This window comes from Roseobacter sp. HKCC-CH-9351, assembly GCF_037830295.1.
Classification (GTDB): domain Bacteria; phylum Pseudomonadota; class Alphaproteobacteria; order Rhodobacterales; family Rhodobacteraceae; genus M30B80.
This window is the reverse complement of the sequence record NZ_JBBLYM010000001.1, coordinates 1,939,775-1,964,076: the sequence shown is the minus strand read 5'-3', so window position 1 is coordinate 1,964,076 and position 24,302 is coordinate 1,939,775. Positions and strand designations below refer to the sequence as shown.

Below are 24,302 nucleotides of genomic sequence, written 5' to 3'. Positions count from 1 at the left end.
ATCTCTTTTCGCTTAAAAACCAATGGATTGCAGATAGGCGCGGTTGGCGCGTGCGTCATCAATGGGGCGCACATCTAGGGTTGGATCGCAATCTTGCTCGACTGTGCACCAGCCTGCAAAATTTGCATCCAAAAGAACCTTGCGCACCGCCTCAAAATCTACATCGCCTTGGCCGAGATTGCAGAAAATCCCCTGTCCGCAGGCCTCATAAAACCCTGTGCGATTGGCAATCACATCTGCCTTAACCTTGGGGTCTATATCCTTGAAATGCATATAGGAAATACGGCTGACATATTTTTGTATGAAGGCCGCAGGATCAAACCCCGCATAGGAGTGATGGCCCGTGTCAAAGCAGATTTTCAAAAGGCCCTCATCAACCTCATCAAGCAGGCGGATCAATTCAGGTTCAAAATCCATAAATCCTGCCGCATGGGCGTGGATGCCAACCGTGAGGCCATAGTCTTCGGCTCCAATTCGCGCGCTTTCTACGATGCGGTCGCGAAAGCCAGTCCATTCGGCCTTATCCATCTGCACCGCCTCATCAGCGCGGCCCGCAGTAGGGGCGCGGCGCGGTGAGATACTGTCGATAATCACCAGATGCTCGGCCCCATGTGCCTTGAGGGCGCGGGCGGTGCGATGCGTGGCATCGAGCACATCCTCCCATGCGTCAGGGTCGTGATAGGGGCGGAAAATCACGCCGCCAATCAAGGTGAGGCCAAATTCATCAAGCGCCTCGCCCAAAATTTCTGGATCTTCGGGCATAAAGCCAACAGGCCCCAGTTCAATCCCGCGATAGCCCGCCTCAGCGCAATCCTGCAGGACTTTGCGCCATGTTGGATTGCGGGGATCATTTGCAAATTCAACACCCCAAGAGCAGGGCGCATTGCCGATTTCGATTGTCATAATGGGTTATGCCCTCGTTTAAACAGATGAAATATCGCACCACGCGCCTTGATCGCTTGAGGCGATTACGGCGGCAATCACGCGGTTCACATCGTGACCATCACGGAAGGTGGGCCAAATCGCCTCTCTCGTTTCAATCGCGCGTAGAAAATCACGGGCTTCGATGATGATTTGGTCTTGATAGCCCGTCCCATGACCCGGCCCTTGGCAAAAGGGCATATAATCAGGATGCGCAGGCCCTGTTAAAATCTTGCGAAAGCCGCGCGTGGCTTCTGGCCCTGTCATCTCATAGAGCCAGAGCGCGTTTTGATCTTCCTGATCAAATCGAATGGCGCCTTTGGTGCCTGTGATCTCGTAGGCATAGCCCATTTTGCGGCCAGTCGCGATGCGCGAAGCATAGATTTGCCCCATGGCCCCGTTTTCAAAGCGACACATGAACTGCACATGGTCGTCATTGGTCACCACGCCTTCGGGCCGTGATGTGTGGACGGTTTCATAAACCCCCATGACCGATGCAATGGGACCCATCAGTGCAAGGCTTGCGTTGATGATATGCGAGGCCAGATCCCCCATTGTGCCATTGGCCATTCCCGAAGTGCGCCAATTTGCGGGCAGGTTTGGATCGGCCAAAAAATCTTCGGTATGTTCGCCGCGAAACCATGTGATTTGGCCAATTGCCCCCTGTGCAATCAGCGCGCGGGCATATTGGCTGGCTGGGGTGCGGATATAGTTGAAGCCAACCATATTGGCGACACCTGCGGCCTCAGCCGCGGCGACCATAGCCTGACTTTCGGCCAAAGAAGCGCCAAGAGGTTTTTCGCATAAAACAGGTTTTTTCGCCGCGAATGCGGCAAGTGCGATGTCGTGATGTGTGGTTTGCGGCGAGGCGATGATGATTGCCTCCACCTTCGGATCATGGACCAAAACGCGCCAATCATCGGTCGCGCGGGCAAAACCATATGCGGCGCGATAGGTTTCTGCGCTTTTTGTGCTGCTCGCGCAGACCATTTCCAAACGGGGCCGCAGCGTGGTGTTGAACACCGCACCAACGGCGGACATGGCCACGGCATGAGCCTTGCCCATATAGCCGCCTCCGATAATTCCTATCCCAATTTCTGACATGGCGGCCCCCTCGTGAAATGCACTTGCAAGCGGTTGCAAAAGAAGTAGCTTTGAACGCATAGTCATGCAAGCATGATTGCAGTGCAAGCAAGGTCACGAATGAGGGGCGGGGGCCAGTGTCCGAATTATCTGCGCAATTACACAATGGGATCGCAAAAGGCAGTTTCGTGGTTTTGGGCCGCGCGGGCATGGATCTCTATGCCGATCCGATTGGGGTAAAGGCCGAATTCGGCGAAAATTTTCGGGCTGATCTTGGCGGGTCTTCTGCGAATATTTGTGCAGGCCTCTGTAAATTGGGGATGCAAGCCGCGCTTGTGACCTCGCTGAGCGATGACACGGTGGGGCGGTTTATCCGTAATAAGCTGATCCAGTATGGCGTGGATGTGGGGCACATCCGCACTCTAGCGGGGGAATACCGCTCCTCCTTGGCGGTTTATGAATCGGTGATGGAGAATTTTCAGGTCTGCATCTATCGCAACAATGCAGTCGATTTTCAGGTCACGCCTGAGGATGTTGCCGATATTGACTATGGACGCTTTGGCGCGCTCGTCACCGCAGGCACGGTTTTCGCAGCGGAACCTTCGCGCAGCGCCACCTTTGCCGCTTTTGATTTGGCAAAAAAAGCGGGTGTGCCGATTATATTTGATATTGATTATCGGCCCTATTCTTGGCCCTCGCCAGACGTTGCAGCCGATGTTCTGACCCGTGCGGCAGACGCATCGGCGATGATTGTCGGCAATGATGAGGAATTCGGATTTATGGCAGGCGCCTATGAGCGCGGTCTTGACGCGGCACGGGGCTTGGCCGCGCGCGGCAAATTGGTGATTTACAAAATGGGGGCCGAAGGCGCGATCACTATGACGGGGGATCAGGAATTTCGCACAGGCACCTATCCCGCCACGCCGCTCAAGCCTGTTGGGGCGGGTGATAGTTTTATGGCGGCAACTCTTGCGGCCTTGGCCAATGGGGCAAGCCTTGCCGATGCCGTGGATCAAGGTGCCGCAGCGGCGGCCATCACCGTCTCGCATCCAGGTTGTGCGGGGGCCATGCCCGACCGCGCGACCCTATCCCAATTCATCGAAATTCATCAGTAAAGGAGGGGCCCGATGCATATCCCACCCCATGACAACCAAAATAAACCCATCGTTGACGTAGATCACGACTTAGTGCCGCTGAATTATTTCAACATCGTAAAGCTGAAAAAAGGCGAGGTGTTTGACTATCAAGTTGCTGGATATGAGACTTGCATCGTGCCTGCTACGGGCAGTGTCGATGTGGATGTCGATGGCGCGTCCTATCCCCGCCTTGGCAATCGCGGGGCCGATGTTTGGGATGGCGAACCGGAGGGGGTTTATGTTCCCGTGGGCGCGCGGGTGCGGATCACATGTGTTAGTGACACGACTGAAACCTTCATTGCGGGGGCCAAATATGACAAAGTTTTGGAGCCGTTTGATGTGCGCGAAGCGGAATTGGATGTGATCCAATACGGATCGGATGACACCAAAACGCATCGTAAGATCAAACATATCCTCGGCACAAAATACGCGGATAAGGTTGGGCGGCTTTTGGTGTCGGAATTGTTCACTGTAGGGGCAGGGGGCTGGTCAGGCTTTCCCAGCCACAAACATGACACGGATCGAACCGATGACGCGGGCGAGATCATCGAAACCCGTCATGATGAAACCTATAATTTCCGCTTCCGCCCCAATTACGGGTCAGGTGTGCAAATGTTGCAGCGGCTCGATAATGAGGTGGGCGAAGCCTATCACATCATGGATGGCTCGACCATTTTGCTTGATAGCGGCTATCACCCGTGCGCCGCGCTGCCGGGCTATGAGATGTATTACTTCACCATTCTAGGCGGCCTGAGCCAACGCTCGCTCAAACAATATTTCCAACCAACCCATGCCGAACAGATCCATACGATCCCAGGCATTTTGGATATGGTGGCCAAGTTTAAATGACCCGCGCGACCCTCACCGATGTCCTGACGCCCGCCTTAGCCCAAGGTTATGCGGTGGCAGGCGTGGTCTGTTTGGGGTGGGAAGACGCGCGCGCCTACACGCGCGCCGCGGAATTAGAGGGGCTGCCCATTATTTTGCAGGCGGGCCCAGGCGCGCGGGCGCATATGCCGATTTCGGTTTGGGGGGTGATGTTTGGCGAATTGGCCGAAAGCGTTTCAGTGCCCGTGGTCAGCCATTTGGATCACGGCACGTCACTTGAGGAGTGCGCCGCAGCAATAGCAGCAGGGTTTTCCTCGGTGATGTTTGACGGCTCGGCGCTGCCCCTATCGCTAAACATTGCCCGCACCGCCGAAATCGCAGAGATGGCCCATGCGGCAGGTGTCTCTTGTGAAGGTGAAATTGGGTATGTCGGCTATGCGGATGGGGCAAAATCGCGGGGCACAGACCCTGAGGAGGCTGCCCGATTTGCCCAAGAGACGGGCATAGATGCAATGGCGATTTCCATCGGGAATGTGCATTTGCAACAAGAAAAGCACCAAGGTCTGGATCACAACCGCCTTGCTGCGATTGAGGCGCTTTGTGACATTCCACTGGTTATTCATGGCGGCTCAGGCGTGCCTGTGCGAGAGCGTCAAGATTTGGCGCGCATGTCTAAGATTTGTAAATTCAACATCGGAACCGAATTGCGCATGGGGTTTGGCGCGGCCTTGTCCCATGTGATATCAGAGCAGCCCGCCGAATTTGATCGTATCAAAATCCTTGGCCAAACCGAGGAAGCCTTGGTCGCGCTGACCCGCCCCGTTTTGCGCGCGCTGAAACCCTAAACCTCCAGATCGTGCAGATGCGCCTGATAGGGTTTTGCGGTCGGGGGTAAGGTTTTCTCAATTCGATATTCGGGGTCACTCAGCTGCATTTTCAGCGCATGCGCCACCTCGCGCAGCCCATCGACAAAGCCACGATTTGCGGGCGGCAGATCATGTTTGATCACCTCATGCAGGGCGGGCAGATTGTGATAGGGCACCATTGGGAACATATGATGCTCAACATGATAATTCATGTTCCAATAGATAAAACGGCTGATCGGGTTCATGTAAACGCTACGGGAATTGAGGCGGTGATCAAGCACGTTATCGGCCATGCCGGTGTGCTGCAATAACCCCGTCATGATCAGATGCCATGACCCCAAGAGGGCAGGGCCAACCCCCACCAACATCAACGGCAAGATCGACCCCGTGATCGGCACCAATGCCAAAACCACGGCGCAGATCGCAAGCCAAATCTGCGCAATCACCTGCGCCTTTTTCCAATAGCGGTCAGGGGTGAAACTGCGTTCTTCTTTGTTCAGCCCATAAAGGGCGTGGCGGAACGTGGCCTTGAACCCATCCCATGTATGGCTGCCGATAAAGAGCCATAGAACCTTAAATATTTGCGGCGGGCGCATGGTGATAATTTCGGGATCACGGCCCACGATGATCGTGTCGGTGTGGTGGCGGGAATGGCTCCATCGCCACAAGACAGGATTACGGAACAGCATGAAGCAGGCGATGTGATAGACCACGGCATTCATCCAAGGGGTCAAGAACGCCGTGCGATGACCTGCCTCGTGCCAGCGGCTATCCGCGCCTGCGGTGTAAAATGTGGCATATATCACCCAAAAGGGCGCTGACCACCATGACCCCCACAGCATGATCCCGCCCGTGGCAGAGGCGAACAAGACCGCGAAGTAAAGGATCGTATCACGAATGGCAGGCCCATCTTTGCGCTGCATCAGGCGGCGCATATCCTCGCGCGGGATATCTGAGTGATACCACTGCGCGGCGGCCAGACCCTTTTCCTCTGCCTCGACCGCAGATGCGCCAAGCAGGCTGTAATCTCGGGTGATCTTATTCACGGGCATCCTCCCCTATGCACGCCTTTACAGATGCAACCATTGCCACTCATTTCTGTCAATCCTTTCCACGAATAACTGCTTTGCGCCTTGCCGCCTAAAGGGGCAGCGGTTAGGTTTTGCGCGAAAAGAGGCATTGCCAAAGGAGGGGCAGACCCATGGGTCAGATTGATCAATCACAATTCGCCATATATCCGAGCCTAAAGGATAAATCCGTCTTTGTTACGGGCGGTGCATCTGGGATTGGCGCGGAAATCGTCAAGGCTTTTGCGGCGCAAGGCAGCCGCGTTGGTTTTTTCGATATTGATGCCAAAGGCGGTGCGGCCTTGGCCGCCGAATTGGGCGATACTGTGCATTTCGAGCAATGTGACCTGCGCGATATTTCTGCATTGCGAACAGCCTTCAAATCATTGGCTGAGGCCTGCGGGCCCGCACATATTTTGGTGAATAACGCCGCCCGTGATGATCGTCATGACTGGCGGACAGTCGAACCCGATTATTGGGACGAGCGATATGCAACCAACCTGCGTCATATGTTTTTCGCCATTCAGGCCGTAGCGCCCGCGATGATTGAGGCGGGTGGTGGCTCGATCATCAATTTTGGGTCCAACTCTTGGATGCAGGCCAGTGGCGATATGCCCGCCTATACCAGCTCCAAATCGGCGGTGCACGGCCTGACCCGCACAATGGCGCGCGATTTGGGGGATCATCGCATTCGGGTGAATACGGTCGTTCCGGGCTGGGTGATGACAGAGCGGCAAAAACAGCTTTGGGTGACGCCTGAGGCCTTGAAAGAGGCGCTCGATCGTCAATGTCTGCCCGATGAGATCGAACCCGTTTATCTCGCGCGGATGGTTTTGTTCTTGGCCTCTGACGATGCGGCCATGTGCACCGCAAATAATTACATGGTCGAGGCTGGGTCAATCTAAGCGACCAAGGGGGCGGCATATTTGCCGCCCTTATTCCTTGCTTGGGACATCTTCCCACAGGACAAAGAAATTCCACCCGCAATAGATCGTGATGGCTGCGATGAATGCGGCCCACCCATAGGTTTGGTTCCAAATCTCGACCCCTGTCCAGAGGCAGAGAAACATGGTCAAGGCCACCCGCCGCCACAGCGGGTTGAAAATGGGATCAGCAAGGGTTTTATGCGCGGCCATCTCTCACCCTTTCCGGGCCTGATCCCAAAGCGCTGACAAGCTGCGATAGCGATCTGCCATTTGCGAAATTGCCTGCGCATCGCTGACTTGCCCCGTAAGCCAAGCGCGGCCAATTGTGATGACATCCAGGTCTTTTTTCACGCTCATTGCGGATCTTTCCTTTGGAAGTCGGGGTTCAAGTGTCTTGTTGGGTCACATGGGGGATCAGCGGTGCCTCCGCCCCCTTTTGTAGGCGCGCCGCTGTCGTCACAACCAAAGCCTGCGCCACGCACATGGGCGCGGCCAAGGAGCGAGTGAGGCTTTGCTGATATTCGGGCACGGCAAACAGGATCTTTGCCGATTTTGCGAGGGGCGATAGGGTCGTGTCGGAAATGGCAATCACATCATGCCCCGCCGAGGCGGCCTGATCGACAATCTGCACAACCTCATTGGCGTAGTAGCGAAAGGATACAGCAAAGAGCACGTCCCGCGGCCCCATACTGCGCGCCATATGGGTGGCAAGGCCGCCGCTGGCATCCAGAAGGATGCAGCGTTTGCCAATCATGGTCAGCAGATAGCGCATGAGCAAAACCACGGGTGAAGATCGATTTTGTCCGACCAAATAAATGGTTTCGGCCCGCTCCATCAGCTTGGCGGCGGCGGCCATATCAAGGCCTGAAATCTCATCAACCAGACCTTCGAGCGAAGCAATGTCTTGCACGATCATCTCGCGCAGGAATCCGATTTCCGAGATATCATCGCGCGCGGCCATGCCATCACGCAAGGATTGCACGCGCGCCCCAAATCCAGGCGCAGCCGTCTCTAGGCGTTGTTGGAACAGGGCCTGTACATCCCGAAACCCTTTATACCCCAAGGCCTGCGCGAAGCGTACGAAACTCGAGGCATGCACCCCGCAGCTTTCGGCAATCGTATTGACCGAACGCACCGCCACATCATTGGGGTTCTGCGTCAGATAGAGCGCGATGGCCTGATAGGTGTTGCTCATCGCACTGTGACGTTCATGGATCAGGCGGATGAACCCCTCGTAGGTATCAGGCGGCGGGGCATCGGTGAGGGGGGTGTTGTGATCCATCACGCCGCCGATCAGACAGTCGCGATCCACGCCTCGGATTTGGCCGAGGCTTGAATGGTTTCAACCAGATATTGAATGCGCAACCCCGCACGGAAGTTAAAGGGTTCAGGCGCGCGATCTGCGATGGCATCAAGATAGCCTGCGATCTCAATCGCCTTGAGGTCGTTAAAGCCAATCTGATGGCCTGGTGCCACACAGAATTGCCCATAGGGCGGGTGATCTGGGCTGGCCTCGATTTTGCGAAACCCCTGACGGCCTGTTGCGTCATCGGTGTTGTAGAAATGCAGTTCGTTGAACCGCTCGCCCGTAAAGATGAGCGCGCCCTTGCTGCCATAGACCTCGAAATCATGCTGCATCTTGCGGCCCGTGGCGACCCAATTGGCCTCAATCGAGCCCGTTGCGCCATTTTCAAACCGCAAAAAGGCGCGCCCGACATCATCGACCTCAATTTTGCGGGTGGATCCCGTGGCATCCTTGCGGTGGTTAATCATGGTGACGCAATCCCCCATAACGCGGGTGATTGGCCCCAACAGATATTCTGCCGTGGCCAAGGCATGGCTGCCAATATCGGCCAAGGCCCCGCCGCCCGCAGGATCATGACGGAAGGAATAGGGCGCGTTTGCATCACGCATATAATCCTCGGCATGCACGCCGCGGTAGCTGCGAATGTCACCCAATTCGCCGCCCGCAATCATCTCGCGGGCAAGCGCCATGATAGGGTTACACAGATAATTGAAACCAACTTGGGTTTTGACCCCTGCCGCCTCTGCCGCAATGGCCATCTCCTCTGCGTCACGCGCCAAGGGGGCCAAGGGCTTTTCGCAATAAACATGCTTGCCCGCCGCAATCGCTGCCATGGCCATTTCTTTGTGCAACGCATTTGGCGCGGTGATATCGACCACATCTATATCGGGGTTTTCGATCAAATCCTGCCACCGATCTGTGGCATGAGCAAAGCCAAACCCTGCCGCCGCGGCCTGCGCCCCCGCAAGCGTGACATCTGCCAGCGTGTGTAATTCCACCTCATAGGGCAAATCAAACACCCGCGCGGCGGTGGCAAAGCCAAACACATGCGCTTTGCCCATAAAGCCCGATCCAATCAAGCCGATGCGAAGTTTCGGTTTAGCTGCCATTGATTGCCTCGTGATTGACAATGAGCGCAGGATCAATCCTGCCTTTTATAAAGTTCAGCGCGTTTTCCACACAGGCGCAGGCCATACGTTCAGCCGCCTCATTGGACAGCCCGCCAATATGGGGCGACAGGATCACCCGCGGATCCGAGAAAAGTGGGTTGTCAAGGGCAGGGGGTTCGGATTGGAACACATCCAAACCTGCCGCGGCCACCGTGCCATCCTTGAGCGCCGCCAACAGGGCCGCCTCATCGACAATGCCACCGCGCGCCGTGTTGCAGATCACAACACCGCGTTTCATATGCGCAAAGGCGGCGTGATCCAACAGCGCGCCTTTGGCGGCGGGGATATGCACCGAAATGAAATCAGCCTCAGCCAAGGTTGCGGATAAATCTGTCACTTCTTGCACGGTCCCTTCGGGCCATGCGCCCATTTGGGAAAGATAGGGGTCATAGGCGGATATATGCATGCCAAACCCAACGGCCATTTTCGCTAAACGCCGCCCGATGCGGCCATAGCCGATGATCAAGAGGCGTTTGTTATACACTTCGCGCGCGCGCAAAAGATTACGCCAGTTCCAATCGAACCCTTCGCTACCACGTGTGGCGAAATGCGCGTCTAACGCCTGTTTCGCGCCAGCAAGCATCATCATCATGGCCTGCTCGGCCACGGAGATAGAATTGACATCCCCCACAATGGCCAAGCCAATTCCGCGGGCCGACAATGCATCTACATCCACCGCGTCATATCCCACGCCGTGGCGCGAGACGATTTTCAGGTCTGTTGCAGTTGCAATCATCTCGGCCGTCAGGGGTTGTGTGCGCAGCACAAGCGCATCGGCCTGCGGCAGATAGGGCAGATAGGCCGTAGGTGCGGGATCGGTCACATAGGTGACATCCACGCCCTGCGTTTTAAGTCGCTCAAGCAGCGCCTCGCCCGTTGGATGAAGCGCCCCTGCAACCAAGAGCCGTGTCATCAATAGCCCCCTTTGCCAGCACCTGTGCTGTCCGAACCACCGGCGCGGCCCACAACCTCATGCCAGCCTGTGACCGCCGCGCGGGCTGATTGCGCCAAAAAGCGCACATCACCCCCAACAGTGGTGAGGCGATAGCCCCACTCAATGGCGCGGGCTGCATAGGCGGGGCTGCCGCAATGCAGGCAGGCGGCGATCTTGTTCTTGCGACATACGGCGGCGATTTCCTTAATCATCGCGATCATCTCGGGTTCTTCGCGGTCAAACCCTGGGGGCAAACGCCCCGCTTGGGTGCCGAGGGTCAGATCAGCAGGGCCAACATAAATACCGTCTAGGCCAGGGGTCGCTGCGATTTCCTCAAGATGTTCCATGCCCGCTGCGGTTTCGATCATGGCAATGGCCAGAACCTGCGCATTCGCGTCTTTGACGTTGTAACTGGGGTCGGCAATCACCGCGCGGGTCGGGCCATAGCTGCGCTGCCCATGCGGGGGGTAGCGCAGGTAGCTGACGAATTCTTCTGCTTCGGCGCGAGAATTCACCATGGGGCAGATGATCCCCTCAACGCCCATATCCAAGGCCTTCATGATCCAACTGGGGTCACGCCACGGTACGCGGGCCATGATCGTGGGGCCTACATTACGCAAGGCCTGCACCATGGGCAAAGCCATGCTATAATCCAACGCGCCATGCTGCATATCAATGGTGATGCTGTCAAAACCCTGCGCCGCCATGATCTCGGCGGTAAAGCTAGAACCGATGGAACACCACCCATTCAACGCGGGCTGATCCCCTTGCCATAAGGCCTTGAGTTTGTTTGCTTTCATTTCTAACCTCCCCATGACTGCGGTCGCGATTTGGGGGAATCCCTCGCCCAAAGTTTAAGCAAGCGCACAGTCTTTCAGCGTCACTATTGCAGCGTCAAAAAGTTTTTGCAATGATCGTTGCATCAAAATTTTTTTGTCAATATACATTTCGTGTGAGGACGAATCTAGCCCAGGGGAGGGGTGCTGGTATGAGTTACCGAGCAAGTGCAAACGGCACTGTGCGTCTAACTATGGCGCAGGCAATTGTGCGCTACATGGTTAATCAATTCACCATCATTGATGGCGAGGAGGTGCCGCTGTTTGCAGGGGTGTTCGGGATCTTTGGCCACGGCAACGTAACCTGCTTGGCCGAGGCGCTAGAGCGCGTTCAAGATCAGCTTCCCACTTGGCGCGGGCAGAATGAGCAATCCATGGCCTTGGCCGCGATTGCCTATGCCAAAGCAAAGAAACGCCGTCAGATCATGGTCGCGACCTCATCAGTCGGGCCAGGTGCCACGAATATGGTCACCGCTGCGGGCGTTGCGCATGCCAATCGCCTGCCTGTCCTGTTGTTGTCGGGCGACACTTATGTAAACCGCTTGCCCGATCCTGTGTTGCAGCAGGTCGAGCATTTCGGGGATCCAAGCATCACGGTGAACGACAGTTTCCGCGCTGTGACGCGCTATTGGGATCGGATCACCCATCCCGCGCAGATTATCCAATCCTTGCCTGCGGCTGTGGCCACGATGCTAGACCCTGCAGATTGTGGGCCGGCCTTTCTTGGCCTGCCTCAGGACACGCAGGAATTGGCCTATGATTATCCAGAGGCGTTTTTCGAGCGCAAAGTTTGGACTATCGCCCGCCCACGCCCCTCGCGCGATCAGGTCGAGGCGGCGGTCGAAATTTTGAAAACTGCGAAAAACCCTTTAATTATCGCGGGCGGTGGAGTGCGCTATTCTGGGGCTGAGGCCGCGGTGGCAGATTTCGCGAAGCGCCGTGGTATCCCGATGGCTGAAACCATTGCTGGCAAGGGCGGCGTTGTGCATGACAACCCTGCCTATGCAGGCCCAATGGGGATTGAGGGCACCGAGGCCGCGCGGCAATTGGCCGAAACGGCGGATGTGGTGATCGCCATTGGCACCCGTTTGCAGGATTTCACCACAGGATCATGGACAACATTCCCAAAGGATGCGCGGTTTATCAATATCAACGCGGCGCGGTTTGATGCGCAAAAGCACCGCGCACAGGCCGTTGTGGGGGATGCGTTTGAGGCGATCACCGAGATTGATGCGCAATTGGGGGATTGGTCTGCCTCTACTGCCCGTATGACGCAGGCACAAAAATGGTATGCCGAGTGGAATGATTTCTTGGACAAGGGCCAAGCCCCCACAAATCAGGCCGTGCCATCCTATGCGCAGGTCATCGGTGTTGTGAACCGCATGGCGCGCCCCGAAGATGTGATGGTGACTGCCGCAGGCGGATTGCCCGGTGAAACGATCAAAAATTGGCGCTGCAAAGCACCGCACACCTATGATTGTGAATTCGGCTATTCCTGCATGGGCTATGAGGTTGCAGGGGGCTGGGGCCACGCGTTGGCGATGGCAGGCAGCAAAGGCACACCCATCGTCATGGTTGGGGATGGGTCTTATATGATGATGAATTCTGACATCCATTCCTCGGTGATCTCAGGCCATAAGATGATTGTTATCGTCTGCGACAACGGTGGTTATGCGGTGATCAATCGTTTGCAGACCAATACGGGCGGGGCAGGGTTCAACAACCTGCTGAAAGATTGCCGCGTGAAAGACCCAGCCAATGTGCGCCATGTTGATTTTGCAAAACATGCCGAGGCCATGGGGGCCTATGCACGCCATTGTGACAGCCTTGCCGATCTAGAGGCCGCGATGGAATGGGCGCAGACCACCGATGCGACAACGGTGATTTCAATCGCCTCTGATGCCTATACTTGGACAGATGGCGGTGCGGATTGGTATGTGGGCGTGCCCGAAGTTAGCCCCCGTGAAAGCGTTCAAGCCGCCCGCAAGGGTCAAGAAGAATTCCGCAAAAAACAGCGGATTGGAGTGTAAACCTCATGTTGAAGGCCAAATTGGGCATTGCCCCGATTGCATGGTGGAATGACGACCTGCCTGAATTATCAGATGACGTCAGCCTAGAGGAATGTCTGACCCAAGCCTCGGAGGCAGGGTTTAGCGGCATGGAAACAGGCCGCCGCTTTCCAATGGATATGGCGGTTTTGGGTCCGATCTTGGATCGCTATCGGATCTCGGTTTGTGGCGGATGGTTTTCGGGTGAATTGCTTGATGGGGATATCGAGCGCGAAAAGGATCGCATTGCAGAGCAAATGGCGTTTTTCAAAGCCGCAGGCGCGCCGTGCATCGTCTACGGAGAAACAGCGCGGTCTGTGCAGGGCAAGCGCGAGGTGCCTTTGGCGCAAAAGCCAGCGATCAGTGAGGCCGAGATGGCCGCCTATGGGCGCAAGATGTCGGACTTTGCCGATTGGTGCGCGGCCCAAGGGATGCCGATTTCCTATCATCATCACATGGCCGCTGTGGTCGAAACCGAGCCTGAGCTTGATGTGTTTATGAAGCATTCTTCGGTTCCGCTGCTGTTTGATGCGGGGCATATGGCTTTTGCGGGCGGGGATAATTTACGCGTAATTGACAATCATCATGCGCGGATCTCTCATGTCCATACGAAGGATATTCGCAAAAAAGTTGTGGAAAAAATTGACAGAACTAGAAATAGTTTCCTTGATGCAGTGGTTATGGGAGTCTTTACTGTACCAGGCGATGGGGATCTAAATTTTTCTAGCATTATTGCCGCACTCGAAGGTGTCGGTTACGAGGGCTGGTTTGTTGTGGAGGCAGAGCAGGATCCCAAAATGAATTCGCCTCGTGAAATGGCGTCACTTGGACACAGAGTACTATCAGAGTTATTTTCTAAATCTGGATATAGTGTAGAAATATAATGATTTTTAAAACTAATTTTTTTGGCATAGCTTCGCTTAAAATATTTTCTGTTTTTCTTTATTGTTGCTTGTGCAAGTGTTTAGTTAGCGCTAACAAGGCGTTGTGCAATTCGATTTTGGCGCGGGGCGCATTCTCGTGAGTAGTTTAGTTGGTAAAATTGCTGTTCTAACAGGCGCAACTCAGGGCCTTGGAGCAGCAATCGCTCGCGTATTTGCAGAGGCGGATGTAGAAGGCCTTATTGTTGTAGGTCGTAACGCTGCGAGAGGTCAGCGTGTTTGCGATCTTATCGCGGATGAATTTGGCACCCAATGTCACTTTGTGGGCGCGGATTTGGCCGATTTAGATGCCGTGCGTGGTATTATTCCCGCAGCCAAGGCGCAATTTGGCCGCGTGGATATTTTGGTAAATGCGGCAGGCATGACCGATCGTGGCAATCTGCTGAACACTAACGCCGCGCTGTTTGACAAAATGATTGCGGTTAACACCCGTGCGCCGTTTTTCTTGATGCAAGACGCCGTATTGCTGATGCAAGAGGCAGGTGTCAAAGGCAGCATCGTCAATATCGGATCCGCATCTTCGAGGGTGGGGCAACCGTTTCTTGCACCTTACGCAGTGTCAAAGGGTGCGCTTGCCACGCTGAGCCGCCATGCGGGGTTTGCCCTGATGCGCAATAGGGTGCGGGTGAACCAATTGGATATCGGATGGATGAATTCCGATGGCGAACGCGCCTTGCAAGAGGCGGAGACGGGAGATCCAGGCGCCCTTGATCGCGCCGCAAAAGAGTTACCTTTCGGAAGACTGCTTGACCCGGTGGAGGTGGCAAAAGCAGTGTTGTGGATGGCGTCAGACGATAGTGGAATGATGACGGGCTCTGTTATTCATTTCGATCAATCTGTCTGGGGCGGGTATGATGGACAGGCACCTGCGCCTGCTCATGCATTGGTGCCGTGAGGAGGGGCCAAACGTGAGGACGCGCGCGTGGGTGTTTCAAAGAATTCTGCCATAAGCGCAGAATAACGGCTCTTCGGAGCATATAACTTGGGAGGAAGACCATGAAGAAACTCATTCTCACCGCTGCAGCAGCTGCTTTGATGGCAGGTGCGGCACATGCTGAGCGTTATGTTATGATCACCCACACGCAGGGCACAGACCCGTTCTGGCCTGTTGTGGAAAAGGGTGGTCGTGATGCAGCTGAGGCTGTAGGCGCGACCCTTGAATATAACTTCGACGTATCTGGCGACATGGCTGCAATGGCGCAGCTGATCGAAGCCGCAGCAGCAACGCAGCCCGATGGCATCATCGTATCGCTGCCTGACGCAGACGCGCTTGGTGGAGCAATCCGGTCCGCTGTTGCGGACGGCATTCCTGTGGTTACTATGAACTCAGGTCTTGAGTCATCCGCAGCGCTTGGTGCCTTGATGCACGTAGGTCAGCCAGAGCGTTTGGCAGGTCAAAAAGCAGGTGAGCGCGCCGCAGCAGAAGGCGTGACCAACGGGCTTTGCTTGAACCAAGAAGCGTTCAACACCGCGCTTGTGGATCGTTGCACAGGCTACTTCGAAGGTGTCGGCGGCGATCTGAACATGATTGACGTGTCAAACGACCCTGCACAGATCGAAACCCGTACCGCAGCGGCGCTGCAGGCAGACGCATCCATCGATGGCGTTTTGGCTGTTGGCCCACATGTCTGTGAAGCGGCAAACCGCGCGATCAAGGAAGTTGGCGCAGACGTGCATTTGGCATGTTTCGACCTTTCCCCCGGCGTTATGGACATGATCCAAGCAGGTGATGCGGCCTTCACAATCGACCAGCAGCAGCGTCTGCAGGGCTATATGCCTGTGATCGTTCTGCACCTCTACAACACAGGCGCAGGCCTGTTGCCTGGTGCGAACATCCCATCTGGCCCAGGCTTTGTGGATGCATCAAACGCGGCATCGGTTTCTGCACTCGCAGGTATCGATCGCTAAGTTTTTTGATCAGTCAAGACATGAAACAGGCGGGATTTCCCGCCTGTTTTCACCTTCAAAATCCAGATAAAACAGGATGTGAGATATGGCCGATCGAAGCGAAGCAAACAGGCTTCAACAAGAAACTGCCTTTCAAAAAATCTTACGCCGTCCCGAGATCGGCTCTTTCGTGGTGATGATTATCATCATTGTGGCCTTGGCGATTGCCTCGGATGGTAAGGCGTTTAACCCCTTGGGTCTGAAAAATAACATCGCGATTATTGCCCAATATGGGATCATTGCCACAGGGGCCGCTGTGTTAATGATTGCAGGCGAATTTGACCTGTCGATCGGTTCGATGATTGGCTTTGCGGGCATGTCCATGGCGATGATGCTGAAATGGGGCTTGCCCTTTGGTCTGGGCGAAGCAACCCCTGCCGCCGCCTTTTTCATCACCCTTGCGATGACCTTGGGGATTGGTTGGGTGATTGGCATGATCGTTGTGCGATCTGGCCTCTCGAGTTTTATCGTGACCTTGGCGTTTTTGTTTTTCTTGCGCGGGGTTACCGAAGTTTGCTTCCGCTTGATCAACCAATCGACCCAAATATCGGGTTTGCAAGATTTCAAACTGGAAAGCTGGTTCGCCGATATCATGGGCGGCGAGGTTTTCGGGTGGTTCTATGATATTTGGTTCGCGCTTGGCGGTAATCTTAATCGCAATGGCGAACAATGGGTTCACGGGTTTGACGCGCGGTTTTTCTGGTGGATTGTGATCGCGAGCGTGGCCTATTTCGTGCTTAGCCGCACGCAAATCGGCAACTGGATTTATGCGACAGGCGATAACAAAGAGGCCGCGCGGGCCAATGGCGTACCAGTCGATAAGGTGAAAGTGGGCCTGTTCATGTTCACCGCCTTTTGCGCCACGATGTTTGCCGCATGTCAGGTGTATGACACCAACACATCAGATGCCGCAAAAGGCAATTTGATGGAATTGTTCGCGATTGCCATCGCGGTTGTGGGTGGCACACTGATGACGGGCGGCTTTGGATCCATCCTTGGCGTGGTCTTTGGGGCGATTACCGTTGGCCTTGTGGCGAATGCGGTGTTCTTCATTCCTGCTATCGATGGCGCATGGTTCCGCGTTTTCCTTGGCGGTATCCTGCTTGCTGCGGTTTTCGCCAATGAGCGTATCCGCAAGCGTATTACGGGAGGGATTTAACCATGGCCGAACCATATCTTCGCGTAGAAAATCTGGTCAAACGCTTTGGCCCTTTCACAGCCCTTGGTGGCGTTGACCTTGAGGTCTTTCCAGGTGAGGTGCATTGCCTTCTGGGGGATAACGGGGCGGGCAAATCGACCCTGATCAAAACCCTTGCAGGTGTTCACCAACCCACCGAAGGCAAAATCTATATCGAAGGCAAACCTGTCACCTTCCGCTCGCCGCGGGATGCGTCTGCGGCTGGCATTGGCACGGTGTATCAGGATTTGGCCCTGAACCCGTTGATGAGCGTCACCCGTAATTTCTTTATGGGTCGTGAATTGACAGGGCCCCTTGGCAGCTTGCGCATGAATGAAATGAACCAGATTGCGCATGATGAGATGCTGAAAATCGGTATTGATTTCTCTGACCCCACGCAGGCGGTTGGCACAATGTCGGGCGGACAGCGTCAGACATTGGCGATTGCGCGTGCGATTTATTTCGGGGCCAAGGTTTTGATCTTGGATGAACCAACATCAGCCCTTGGTCAGCGTCAGCAGATGGGTGTTTTGAAAACAATCAAACGCGTCCGCGCACGCGGGGACATTGCGATTATTTTCATCACGCATAACGAAATCCATTCGCGTCTGGTGGGGGATCGCTACACGTTCCTTGCGCTTGGTAAAACGATTGGGGCGGGCACCGCTGCCGAGATCGGTGACAAGGAAATGCGCCGCTTGATGTCAGGGGGCGCCGAGATGGGCGACCTTAAGGCAGAGCTAGACGCGATCTAATCTCGCTGTAACTGACAGCAGGGGCCGTTCGCGGCCTCTGCATCCGCGGGGTCATGTGTAACCAGAACTGCAGGAATATTGCGCGCGCGGATATGTGCAAAAACAAAGCGGCGCATCTCATCTCGCAATTCCATGTCCAAGGCCGAAAAAGGCTCGTCCATCAACAGCGCGCGTGGCTCTGCCAAGAGGCTGCGCATCAGGCTGGCACGGGATTTCTGGCCGCCTGAAAGGGTGTCGGGGTCTGCCCCATAGAGGCCCGCAAGGCCCGCTGTCTCAAGGGCTGCCTCTATGCTTGCGCGGCGCGCCGCGCGGTCGGCGCTTGACCGCAGACCAAAGGCAAGATTGTCACCAAGGCTGAGATGGGGAAAGAGGCACGGATCTTGAAAAATCATGCCCACCCCGCGCGTTTCGGGGGCCAGTGGGGCGAGGTTTTGTCCCTCAAGTGTCACATGACCAGTCGCCGTGACGGATGGGTCAAGATGGCCTGCGATTGCCGCCAAAAGGGTGGATTTTCCAATGCCAGATGGCCCCATGATCGTGGCAACTTCACCACGCGCAACACACAGGCTGAGGGGCTGAAACAGCATCCGTTCCCCAATGCTGAGGCTCAGTTCTGTGATCTCTAGGCTCATGTCACCCTCGCTTGCATCGCGCGTCTGTTGCGCCAAACATAGCGCGGGGTCAAGAAGGCCAGCAGATATACCAACAGGGGCAGCGCGGCCTGTAGGCTGCCATAAACCCCTGTGATCCTGCGATCCCCGCCTGAGGCGAGCGTGACCGCCTCAGTGGTGATCGTAGCGACCCTGCCGCCGCCCACAAAGAGGGTCGGCAGATATTGCGCAATGGAAACGGCAAAACCAACCGCCATGGCCACCATGATGGCCCGAAGCATCAAGGGAAGTTTCACTGCGAAAAACCGCCGCCACGGCCCTGCGCCAAGGTCGGCTGCCGCCTGTAACACCCTGCGATTTATTGCGCGCCACGGATCAAGCAGCAACAACAAAATATAGGGATAAACGAATAAAAGATGCGCCCAAATCACGGGCGCAACGCCTGCCGTGATGCCAAGTTTCAGCGCGGCAATATTCACCCCATAAAGAAACCCAATTTGGGGCATCAACAGCGGGGTGTAGATCAGCGGCAAAAGGATAGGTGTCGCCAATTTTTTGGGTAAATGATCCACCGCCTCGAGTGTCAGAAGCGCAAGCGGTGTTGCGATTATCAGACTGATTACTGCGATCTCAAGGCTTGTCTGAAGGGGCGCGCCCCAATCACCGCTTTGCCATGCCCTGAGGGATAGGGATTGTGGAAAAACATCAGGCCAAACCCACCGCCATGTGATTGACCACAAAAGCAATCCCGCAACGCCGATCAGACCCAACCCCATGATCCCGCGCGGCAGGGGCGTGATCCATGATAGGGGTATCCGCGTCCCGCCGCGCCGCCCCATGCGGGCCTCTGCCTTGGCAAGTCGCATTAAGCCGCGCTCACATAACCATAGGCTGAGGCAGGCCAAGGCAATCGTTGCGATTTGAACCATAGCCCCCGCAAATGCGGGCAAAAGCAGCGTCAAATCAGGCGCGATGAACAGGCGCGTGACCAAGACGGCGAAGGTCGGCGGGGCATTCGGCCCCAAGATCAAGGCCATATCCACCACAGACAGCCCGTAAGCCAACACTACCATCACAGGCAGTCGGATCAGCGGGTAAAGCTGCGGCAAGATCAGCAGCGCCCAAATTCGCAGCGTGCCATAGCCAAGGCTTGCCCCGATTTGGCGGGTGCGGATCACGGGCAATTGCGCCATGGCACTGGCGATAGCGATGACCAAAAACGGGGTTTCCTTGATCACCAAGCCAAGGATCAGCGCAAAACCGGCAGGATCATTCACCAAGGCGAGATCTGGGGGGCGGTCAAAGCCCATAAGGGGCGCAAGCGCGCGCATTATCCACCCCGAAGGCGCAATTAGGAATGCAAGGCCAAGGGCGATTGCGGCATGGGGTATGGCCAATAGCGGGGCTAAGATACGGCTTTCCCCGCCGACTTGTGCCACGAAGATCAGCGCAAGCAACAACGAGAGGGCCGTGGCCACCCCCCCTGTTTGCAGCGACAGACCAAGCGCGCCCCAAAACTCGGGCACCGCCATCAAACGGTGATAGGGCGCAAATGTCAGGTGATCTGCGCCAATCGCGGGGAAAAAGCCCAAACTGGCCGCAAAGCCAAAGGCAAAGCCCGCGATAATCGGGGCCAAGACCAAGGCCGCCGCCGCGCTGAACACACCGATAGACGCACCACGCCCCATCAGCGTGCGTAGCGCGCCGCCCAATCTTCGGCGATGGCGGTCATCCAGCTTGCATGGGGTTCAAGTAAGGTTGGCCCCAGATCGGCCAATTCGGGCAAGGCGGGGCTTTGGGGAAGGTCTGCAAAAAACGGTGCCGCTTCGGCATCCATCAGCGCGGGGTCAAGCACAGAAAACGCGCCAAGATTGTCGATATTTTGCATATGCGCCTGCGCTTCGGGCGATAGAAGGAAATCTGCCACAACCTGCGCCCCCTCAACATGGGCCGCGTTATAGGGGATCGCCACAAAACTTATATTTCCAAGCGTTCCCCCCTCGGGCACGAAAACGCGGGCCGTGTCGGGCAAAAGCCCCAAATTGATGGCCGCTGCCGCATAGCTTGGGTCAAAGGACATGGTGATATCGATTTCGCCATCGTTCAAAAGGCGCGCTTGGATCGACTCGTTTTCTGGGAATGTCTCACCCTCCCGCCACATCAAGGGGCGCAAGGCATCATACCATGCCCAAAGGGGGGAGGTGAGGGCGGTATAATCCGCTTCGCTCACAGGGTTTTGCAGGATGGCGGGGCTATCAAGCAAACTGATCAAAGCCTGTTTTAGAAAACTTGCCCCCATGAAATTGGCAGGATCGGGATGTGTGAAACGCCCTGGATTGTCACGCGCCCAATCGAGCAATTCGCCCATAGATTGCGGCGGGTTCGGGAGGCGGGCGCTGTCATGGATGAACACGAATTTAGCCAAGCGCCATGGGGCCTCTAGCCCATCAACGGGAACGGTAAAATCAACCGATGCAGGCGCATCAGGCGAAAGGTCAACAAAACGCGCATTTGGCAGGCGCTGAACAAAAGGGCCAAACAGCAAATCTTGCTCTTTCATCGCCAGAAAATTTGGCCCGTTGATCCAGATCAGATCAACCGCGCCGCCCGTGTTCTGACCCGCGCCACGTTCTGAGAGAACCCTTGTCACGGCCTCGGCCGTGTCGGTCAACGGCACATGTTCGACCGCGATACCAAAGCGCGCCTGCATCTGCGCATCGACCCAATCAATATAGCTGTTCGTGCGCGGATCACCGCCCCATGCATGCCAATAGACAGTCTGCCCGCGCGCGGCATCCACTGTCTCTTGCCATGTTTGCGCATGGGTTTGTGTGGCCATCATCAGGGCCAGTATCGGCAGAAGGCGTTTGATCATGAGGTCTCTCTCTCAATGCGTGTTCGGTGAAAAAGCCACCCATGCCGCGATGAGGCGGGTGAGTGTTGTAATGGCGCAGGCCGCCGCAAAAATAAACGCAAAGGCGGGGAAGGCCATGGGGAAAAGGCAAAAGACCACAAATGCGGCAATTGTTTCGGCCCCTTCGGTCAGGCCGCCCAAATAATAGAACCCTTTTTGCGGGAAGGCTGAAGAGTGCAACCCGCGTTTCGCGGCAATCACCGCATAAGCCATAAATGACACGCCCGTGCCAATGAAACTAGCCAATAAGAGCGCAGCAGCAAGAGCGTTGCGGGTCGGATCGAAGAGCGCAAACCCAATTGGGATGCTAGCGTAAAAGAGAAAATCAAGCGCGATATCCAAAAACGCGCCCCGATCTGTTGGCCCCGCGATCCGCGCCACAGCCCCATCCAACCCGTCACAAAGGCGGTTGAGCAGGATGAACATAAGACCCAGCCCAAAGTGCCCCATGGCAAGCGCAGGCAGGGCGCACAGCCCCAGAGCAAAGCCAAACAAACTGATCTGATCTGCACTGATACCGGCCTTATACAAAGCTTCGGCAAAGGGTCGGGCCAGGCGGCGTTGCAGGGGCAATAGGCGGGCATCGATCATTTTCCCAACCTCCAGGCGTGAAACCGCTGCAGCAGCGCAAGGGCGCGGGGGTTCACGCGTGCTTTGCGCCAATTCCCCGCGACATATTTATTCGCCTCTGCGAGGGTTGGATAAATGTGAATGGTGCCCAAGATTTTGTTCAGCCCAAGCCCGTGTTTCATGGCCAAGGTGAATTCGGCCAAGAGATTTCCCGCCTCGGCCCCGATGATTGTGGCCCCAAGAATGCGGTCACTGCCTTTTGCGGTCAGCACCTTTACAAACCCATTTCTGGTGCCATCGGCAATGGCGCGGTCAAGATCATCGAGATCGTAGCGCGTGACCTCATAGGCCACGCCCTTGGTTCGGGCCTCACTTTCAGACAGGCCAACGCGGGCGATTTCGGGATCGGTAAAAATTGCAAAAGGAATGGTACGATAATCGGCTTTGCTGCGCTTAATATCCCCAAACAGCGCGTTTACGGCGGCGTAATAGGCCTCGTGGCTTGCCGTATGGGTGAATTGATAAGGGCCTGCGACATCGCCAGCGGCGAGGATGTTGGGGAAAAGGGTTTGCAAATAGTCATTCGTGTCGACCTTGCGATCTGTGACAATCCCCAATTCCTCAAGGCCAAACCTCGTCAGGCGCGGGCTGCGCCCGACTGCCACCAAAAGATCATCGGCAAGGATCACCTCACGGCCCTCTGGCCCTTCGATTTCCACGGCAATCTGATCACCCGCAAGGCTCACGGATTGCGCCGTGGAGCCTGTTTTGACGGCAACCCCATCGCCCTCTATCGCGGCAAGAAGGGCGGCGCTGACCTCCTCATCTTCGCGCGTCAAAAGCCGCGGCGCGCGTTCGATTTGCGTGACCTGAACCCCAAGCCGTGCGAAGCTTTGCGCCAATTCGCAGCCAATCGGCCCACCCCCTAAAACCACCATGGATTGTGGGGCGGTTTCACGGGTTTTCATCTCTGACCACAATGTGTCAGAGGTCAGATAGGGCACATCGGACAGTCCCGTGATGGGGGGGATGGTCGGGGATGCGCCCGTGGCCACGATGATCGCGCGGGTGGATAAGGTCGCAACGCTGCCATCATTTTGCGTGATCTCAACATGCCAAGGGTCACGGATGCGGGCATAGCCTTTGATCACTTCAACCCCCAAACCCTCGTAGCGCTCTGCGCTGTCATGGGGTGCGATGGTTTCAATCACCTCATGAATGCGGGCCATGATGCGCGGGAAATCCACCTTGGGGGGCGCTGCGATGAGGCCGTATTCCTCGGCATGGGCAATGTCATGGGCGCGCTTGGCAGATTTGATCAACGTCTTAGAGGGGACGCAGCCAAAATTGAGGCAATCCCCCCCCATTTCTCCGGCCTCAACCAAGGTGACCTTGGCCTTGACCGCAGCGGCGATATAGGCCGAAACAAGACCAGCTGCGCCTGCGCCAATCACGATCAGATTGCGATCAAAACGGGCAGGGCGCGTATAGGGGCGATAGGCGCGATAGCGTTTGATGCACGCAATCGCAAATTTTGCAATCCATGGAAAAAGGCCAAGCGCTGCAAAAGACCCAATCAGCGCGGGCGACAGGATATCAGCAACGGCTGTGATCGTTGCCAATTGCGTCCCTGCGTTCACATAAACAGCCGTTCCTGCAAGCATCCCCACTTGGCTTACCCCGTAAAAGGTCAAGGCCCTCATCGGCGATAGGCCCATCACCAGATTAACTACGAAAAAGGGCACAATAGGCACAAGGCGCAAGGTAAAGAGGTAAAAGGCCCCATCTTGCGCAAGCCCACGATTGACCCCCTCAAGCCGCGCGCCAAATCGGGCCATAACCCAATCCCGCGCCAGATAGCGGGCGGTGAGAAAGGCCAAGGTCGCCCCAAGGGATGCGGCAAAGGACACCATTAAAAACGCCGACCAAAAACCGAAAATTGCGCCAGCCCCCAAGGTCATCCAAACCGCTAAGGGCAAAGACAGCGCGGTGACCGCCACATAGATCAGGAAATAGAGGCCCCACAAAAGCCCTGCATTTTGGTCGCGCCACATTTGCGCGCCATCCACAAAGCCGCGCAGCCCCTCAAGGGATAAATCAAGCGCGGATAGAGCCCAAAACCCCAAGACAATCAGCACCACCAAAAATGCGGCTATAGCGCGTTTTTTCATCGTGGTCCCCTTAGCCTCATTCGACAGCGCTTCACCGCTTTTGACGAAGAATCCCGCGCGCGCCTAGTCTTATTTCTCTCCCTCACACCCATGTGA

24 protein-coding genes are annotated in these 24,302 nt (G+C 56.0%); 10 read left to right on the top strand and 14 right to left on the bottom strand.

Annotation, left to right across the window (positions count from 1 at the left end; translation table 11 throughout):
* Positions 1-12: 12 nt before the first annotated feature.
* A complete protein-coding gene (locus AAC632_RS09835) occupies positions 13-903 on the bottom strand; it encodes a sugar phosphate isomerase/epimerase family protein (protein WP_340296505.1) in 891 nt (296 codons plus the stop codon).
* A gap of 18 nt (positions 904-921) precedes the next feature.
* Positions 922-2,025 (bottom strand): Gfo/Idh/MocA family protein, encoded by a 1,104-nt coding sequence (locus AAC632_RS09830; protein ID WP_340296506.1) that lies wholly within the window; start codon positions 2,023-2,025, stop codon positions 922-924.
* 116 nt (positions 2,026-2,141) lie between these two features.
* Here AAC632_RS09830 and AAC632_RS09825 point away from each other — a divergent pair, with 116 nt between their 5' ends.
* The 3 genes from AAC632_RS09825 to AAC632_RS09815 are packed head-to-tail and all read left to right on the top strand — an operon-like array spanning position 2,142 to position 4,813.
* A complete protein-coding gene (locus tag AAC632_RS09825) occupies positions 2,142-3,119 on the top strand; it encodes a PfkB family carbohydrate kinase (protein ID WP_340296508.1) in 978 nt (325 codons plus the stop codon).
* A 12-nt stretch (positions 3,120-3,131) separates the two neighbouring features.
* On the top strand, positions 3,132-3,989 hold the full coding sequence (locus AAC632_RS09820) for a 5-deoxy-glucuronate isomerase (protein ID WP_340251068.1): 858 nt from the start codon (positions 3,132-3,134) through the stop codon (positions 3,987-3,989).
* Positions 3,986-4,813: a class II fructose-bisphosphate aldolase gene (locus AAC632_RS09815; protein WP_340296510.1), complete on the top strand. Its 828-nt coding sequence runs from the start codon at positions 3,986-3,988 to the stop codon at positions 4,811-4,813. The genes AAC632_RS09820 and AAC632_RS09815 overlap by 4 nt, the downstream gene beginning before the upstream one ends.
* Here AAC632_RS09815 and AAC632_RS09810 read toward each other — a convergent pair.
* Positions 4,810-5,880: a fatty acid desaturase gene (locus AAC632_RS09810; RefSeq protein ID WP_445322636.1), complete on the bottom strand. Its 1,071-nt coding sequence runs from the start codon at positions 5,878-5,880 to the stop codon at positions 4,810-4,812. The genes AAC632_RS09815 and AAC632_RS09810 overlap by 4 nt on opposite strands.
* Before the next feature lie 155 nt (positions 5,881-6,035).
* Here AAC632_RS09810 and AAC632_RS09805 point away from each other — a divergent pair, with 155 nt between their 5' ends.
* On the top strand, positions 6,036-6,806 hold the full coding sequence (locus tag AAC632_RS09805; protein ID WP_340296514.1) for an SDR family NAD(P)-dependent oxidoreductase: 771 nt from the start codon (positions 6,036-6,038) through the stop codon (positions 6,804-6,806).
* Between the two features lie 30 nt (positions 6,807-6,836).
* Here the strand turns inward: AAC632_RS09805 and AAC632_RS09800 are convergent, their stop codons facing one another.
* From AAC632_RS09800 to AAC632_RS09775, 6 genes are read right to left on the bottom strand one after another with little or no spacing between them, the layout of a single operon-like run.
* Complete coding sequence (locus AAC632_RS09800) at positions 6,837-7,037, bottom strand: hypothetical protein (RefSeq protein WP_340296516.1); 201 nt, start codon at positions 7,035-7,037, stop codon at positions 6,837-6,839.
* Between the two features lie 3 nt (positions 7,038-7,040).
* The gene (locus AAC632_RS09795; RefSeq protein ID WP_340296518.1) at positions 7,041-7,184 is read right to left on the bottom strand and encodes a 2-deoxy-5-keto-D-gluconate 6-phosphate aldolase domain-containing protein; all 144 of its coding nucleotides are present in this window, start codon (positions 7,182-7,184) and stop codon (positions 7,041-7,043) included.
* 28 nt (positions 7,185-7,212) lie between these two features.
* Entirely contained in the window at positions 7,213-8,139 is a 927-nt protein-coding gene (locus tag AAC632_RS09790; protein WP_340296520.1) for a MurR/RpiR family transcriptional regulator, read from the bottom strand.
* Positions 8,121-9,242 carry a Gfo/Idh/MocA family protein gene (locus AAC632_RS09785; RefSeq protein WP_340296522.1) on the bottom strand — a complete coding sequence of 374 codons (1,122 nt, stop codon included), beginning with the start codon at positions 9,240-9,242 and terminating at the stop codon, positions 8,121-8,123. The genes AAC632_RS09790 and AAC632_RS09785 overlap by 19 nt, the downstream gene beginning before the upstream one ends.
* Positions 9,232-10,215, bottom strand: a complete 984-nt coding sequence (locus AAC632_RS09780; RefSeq protein ID WP_340296524.1) for a hydroxyacid dehydrogenase — start codon at positions 10,213-10,215, stop codon at positions 9,232-9,234. Before AAC632_RS09780 ends, AAC632_RS09785 begins: the two co-directional genes overlap by 11 nt.
* Positions 10,215-11,036: an HpcH/HpaI aldolase family protein gene (locus AAC632_RS09775; protein WP_340296525.1), complete on the bottom strand. Its 822-nt coding sequence runs from the start codon at positions 11,034-11,036 to the stop codon at positions 10,215-10,217. Before AAC632_RS09775 ends, AAC632_RS09780 begins: the two co-directional genes overlap by 1 nt.
* A 188-nt stretch (positions 11,037-11,224) precedes the next feature.
* On the opposite strand from AAC632_RS09775, the gene iolD reads away from it, so the two are divergent.
* The 6 genes from iolD to AAC632_RS09745 all read left to right on the top strand — a co-directional run bounded on the left by iolD (position 11,225) and on the right by AAC632_RS09745 (position 17,940).
* Complete coding sequence (gene iolD, locus AAC632_RS09770; RefSeq protein WP_340296526.1) at positions 11,225-13,102, top strand: 3D-(3,5/4)-trihydroxycyclohexane-1,2-dione acylhydrolase (decyclizing); 1,878 nt, start codon at positions 11,225-11,227, stop codon at positions 13,100-13,102.
* Positions 13,103-13,107: 5 nt separating this feature from the next.
* The gene (gene iolE, locus AAC632_RS09765) at positions 13,108-14,004 is read left to right on the top strand and encodes a myo-inosose-2 dehydratase (protein ID WP_340296528.1); all 897 of its coding nucleotides are present in this window, start codon (positions 13,108-13,110) and stop codon (positions 14,002-14,004) included.
* A gap of 136 nt (positions 14,005-14,140) precedes the next feature.
* Entirely contained in the window at positions 14,141-14,956 is an 816-nt protein-coding gene (locus AAC632_RS09760; RefSeq protein WP_340296530.1) for an SDR family oxidoreductase, read from the top strand.
* A 101-nt stretch (positions 14,957-15,057) separates the two neighbouring features.
* Complete coding sequence (locus AAC632_RS09755) at positions 15,058-15,969, top strand: sugar ABC transporter substrate-binding protein (protein ID WP_340251093.1); 912 nt, start codon at positions 15,058-15,060, stop codon at positions 15,967-15,969.
* An 85-nt stretch (positions 15,970-16,054) separates the two neighbouring features.
* On the top strand, positions 16,055-17,167 hold the full coding sequence (locus tag AAC632_RS09750; RefSeq protein ID WP_340251095.1) for an ABC transporter permease: 1,113 nt from the start codon (positions 16,055-16,057) through the stop codon (positions 17,165-17,167).
* A 2-nt stretch (positions 17,168-17,169) separates the two neighbouring features.
* The gene (locus AAC632_RS09745) at positions 17,170-17,940 is read left to right on the top strand and encodes an ATP-binding cassette domain-containing protein (RefSeq protein ID WP_340260603.1); all 771 of its coding nucleotides are present in this window, start codon (positions 17,170-17,172) and stop codon (positions 17,938-17,940) included.
* Here the strand turns inward: AAC632_RS09745 and AAC632_RS09740 are convergent.
* Genes AAC632_RS09740 through AAC632_RS09720 form a run of 5 tightly spaced genes read right to left on the bottom strand, consistent with a single transcriptional unit; the run spans position 17,937 to position 24,206 of the window.
* Complete coding sequence (locus tag AAC632_RS09740; protein ID WP_340296532.1) at positions 17,937-18,572, bottom strand: ATP-binding cassette domain-containing protein; 636 nt, start codon at positions 18,570-18,572, stop codon at positions 17,937-17,939. The genes AAC632_RS09745 and AAC632_RS09740 overlap by 4 nt on opposite strands.
* Complete coding sequence (locus tag AAC632_RS09735; protein ID WP_340296534.1) at positions 18,569-20,239, bottom strand: ABC transporter permease; 1,671 nt, start codon at positions 20,237-20,239, stop codon at positions 18,569-18,571. The genes AAC632_RS09740 and AAC632_RS09735 overlap by 4 nt, the downstream gene beginning before the upstream one ends.
* Positions 20,239-21,426 (bottom strand): ABC transporter substrate-binding protein, encoded by a 1,188-nt coding sequence (locus AAC632_RS09730; protein ID WP_340296536.1) that lies wholly within the window; start codon positions 21,424-21,426, stop codon positions 20,239-20,241. The genes AAC632_RS09735 and AAC632_RS09730 overlap by 1 nt, the downstream gene beginning before the upstream one ends.
* Positions 21,427-21,438: 12 nt before the next feature.
* The gene (locus AAC632_RS09725; RefSeq protein ID WP_340296538.1) at positions 21,439-22,056 is read right to left on the bottom strand and encodes a CDP-alcohol phosphatidyltransferase family protein; all 618 of its coding nucleotides are present in this window, start codon (positions 22,054-22,056) and stop codon (positions 21,439-21,441) included.
* Positions 22,053-24,206, bottom strand: coding sequence for an FAD-dependent oxidoreductase (locus AAC632_RS09720; RefSeq protein ID WP_340296540.1), 2,154 nt, complete (start codon positions 24,204-24,206; stop codon positions 22,053-22,055). The genes AAC632_RS09725 and AAC632_RS09720 overlap by 4 nt, the downstream gene beginning before the upstream one ends.
* Positions 24,207-24,302 lie beyond the last annotated feature (96 nt).

What these genes read in the sequence shown, in the direction of transcription:
- AAC632_RS09745 (WP_340260603.1), top strand. Translation starts at nt 17,170, where the DNA reads ATGGCCGAACCATATCTTCGCGTAGAAAATCTGGTCAAACGCTTTGGC.
- AAC632_RS09780 (WP_340296524.1), bottom strand. Translation starts at nt 10,215, where the DNA reads ATGACACGGCTCTTGGTTGCAGGGGCGCTTCATCCAACGGGCGAGGCG.
- AAC632_RS09785 (WP_340296522.1), bottom strand. Translation starts at nt 9,242, where the DNA reads ATGGCAGCTAAACCGAAACTTCGCATCGGCTTGATTGGATCGGGCTTT.
- AAC632_RS09815 (WP_340296510.1), top strand. Translation starts at nt 3,986, where the DNA reads ATGACCCGCGCGACCCTCACCGATGTCCTGACGCCCGCCTTAGCCCAA.
- iolE (WP_340296528.1), top strand. Translation starts at nt 13,108, where the DNA reads ATGTTGAAGGCCAAATTGGGCATTGCCCCGATTGCATGGTGGAATGAC.
- AAC632_RS09755 (WP_340251093.1), top strand. Translation starts at nt 15,058, where the DNA reads ATGAAGAAACTCATTCTCACCGCTGCAGCAGCTGCTTTGATGGCAGGT.
- AAC632_RS09725 (WP_340296538.1), bottom strand. Translation starts at nt 22,056, where the DNA reads ATGATCGATGCCCGCCTATTGCCCCTGCAACGCCGCCTGGCCCGACCC.
- AAC632_RS09805 (WP_340296514.1), top strand. Translation starts at nt 6,036, where the DNA reads ATGGGTCAGATTGATCAATCACAATTCGCCATATATCCGAGCCTAAAG.
- AAC632_RS09735 (WP_340296534.1), bottom strand. Translation starts at nt 20,239, where the DNA reads ATGGGGCGTGGTGCGTCTATCGGTGTGTTCAGCGCGGCGGCGGCCTTG.
- AAC632_RS09795 (WP_340296518.1), bottom strand. Translation starts at nt 7,184, where the DNA reads ATGAGCGTGAAAAAAGACCTGGATGTCATCACAATTGGCCGCGCTTGG.
- AAC632_RS09820 (WP_340251068.1), top strand. Translation starts at nt 3,132, where the DNA reads ATGCATATCCCACCCCATGACAACCAAAATAAACCCATCGTTGACGTA.
- iolD (WP_340296526.1), top strand. Translation starts at nt 11,225, where the DNA reads ATGAGTTACCGAGCAAGTGCAAACGGCACTGTGCGTCTAACTATGGCG.
- AAC632_RS09835 (WP_340296505.1), bottom strand. Translation starts at nt 903, where the DNA reads ATGACAATCGAAATCGGCAATGCGCCCTGCTCTTGGGGTGTTGAATTT.
- AAC632_RS09830 (WP_340296506.1), bottom strand. Translation starts at nt 2,025, where the DNA reads ATGTCAGAAATTGGGATAGGAATTATCGGAGGCGGCTATATGGGCAAG.
- AAC632_RS09740 (WP_340296532.1), bottom strand. Translation starts at nt 18,572, where the DNA reads ATGAGCCTAGAGATCACAGAACTGAGCCTCAGCATTGGGGAACGGATG.
- AAC632_RS09775 (WP_340296525.1), bottom strand. Translation starts at nt 11,036, where the DNA reads ATGAAAGCAAACAAACTCAAGGCCTTATGGCAAGGGGATCAGCCCGCG.
- AAC632_RS09750 (WP_340251095.1), top strand. Translation starts at nt 16,055, where the DNA reads ATGGCCGATCGAAGCGAAGCAAACAGGCTTCAACAAGAAACTGCCTTT.
- AAC632_RS09730 (WP_340296536.1), bottom strand. Translation starts at nt 21,426, where the DNA reads ATGATCAAACGCCTTCTGCCGATACTGGCCCTGATGATGGCCACACAA.
- AAC632_RS09720 (WP_340296540.1), bottom strand. Translation starts at nt 24,206, where the DNA reads ATGAAAAAACGCGCTATAGCCGCATTTTTGGTGGTGCTGATTGTCTTG.
- AAC632_RS09800 (WP_340296516.1), bottom strand. Translation starts at nt 7,037, where the DNA reads ATGGCCGCGCATAAAACCCTTGCTGATCCCATTTTCAACCCGCTGTGG.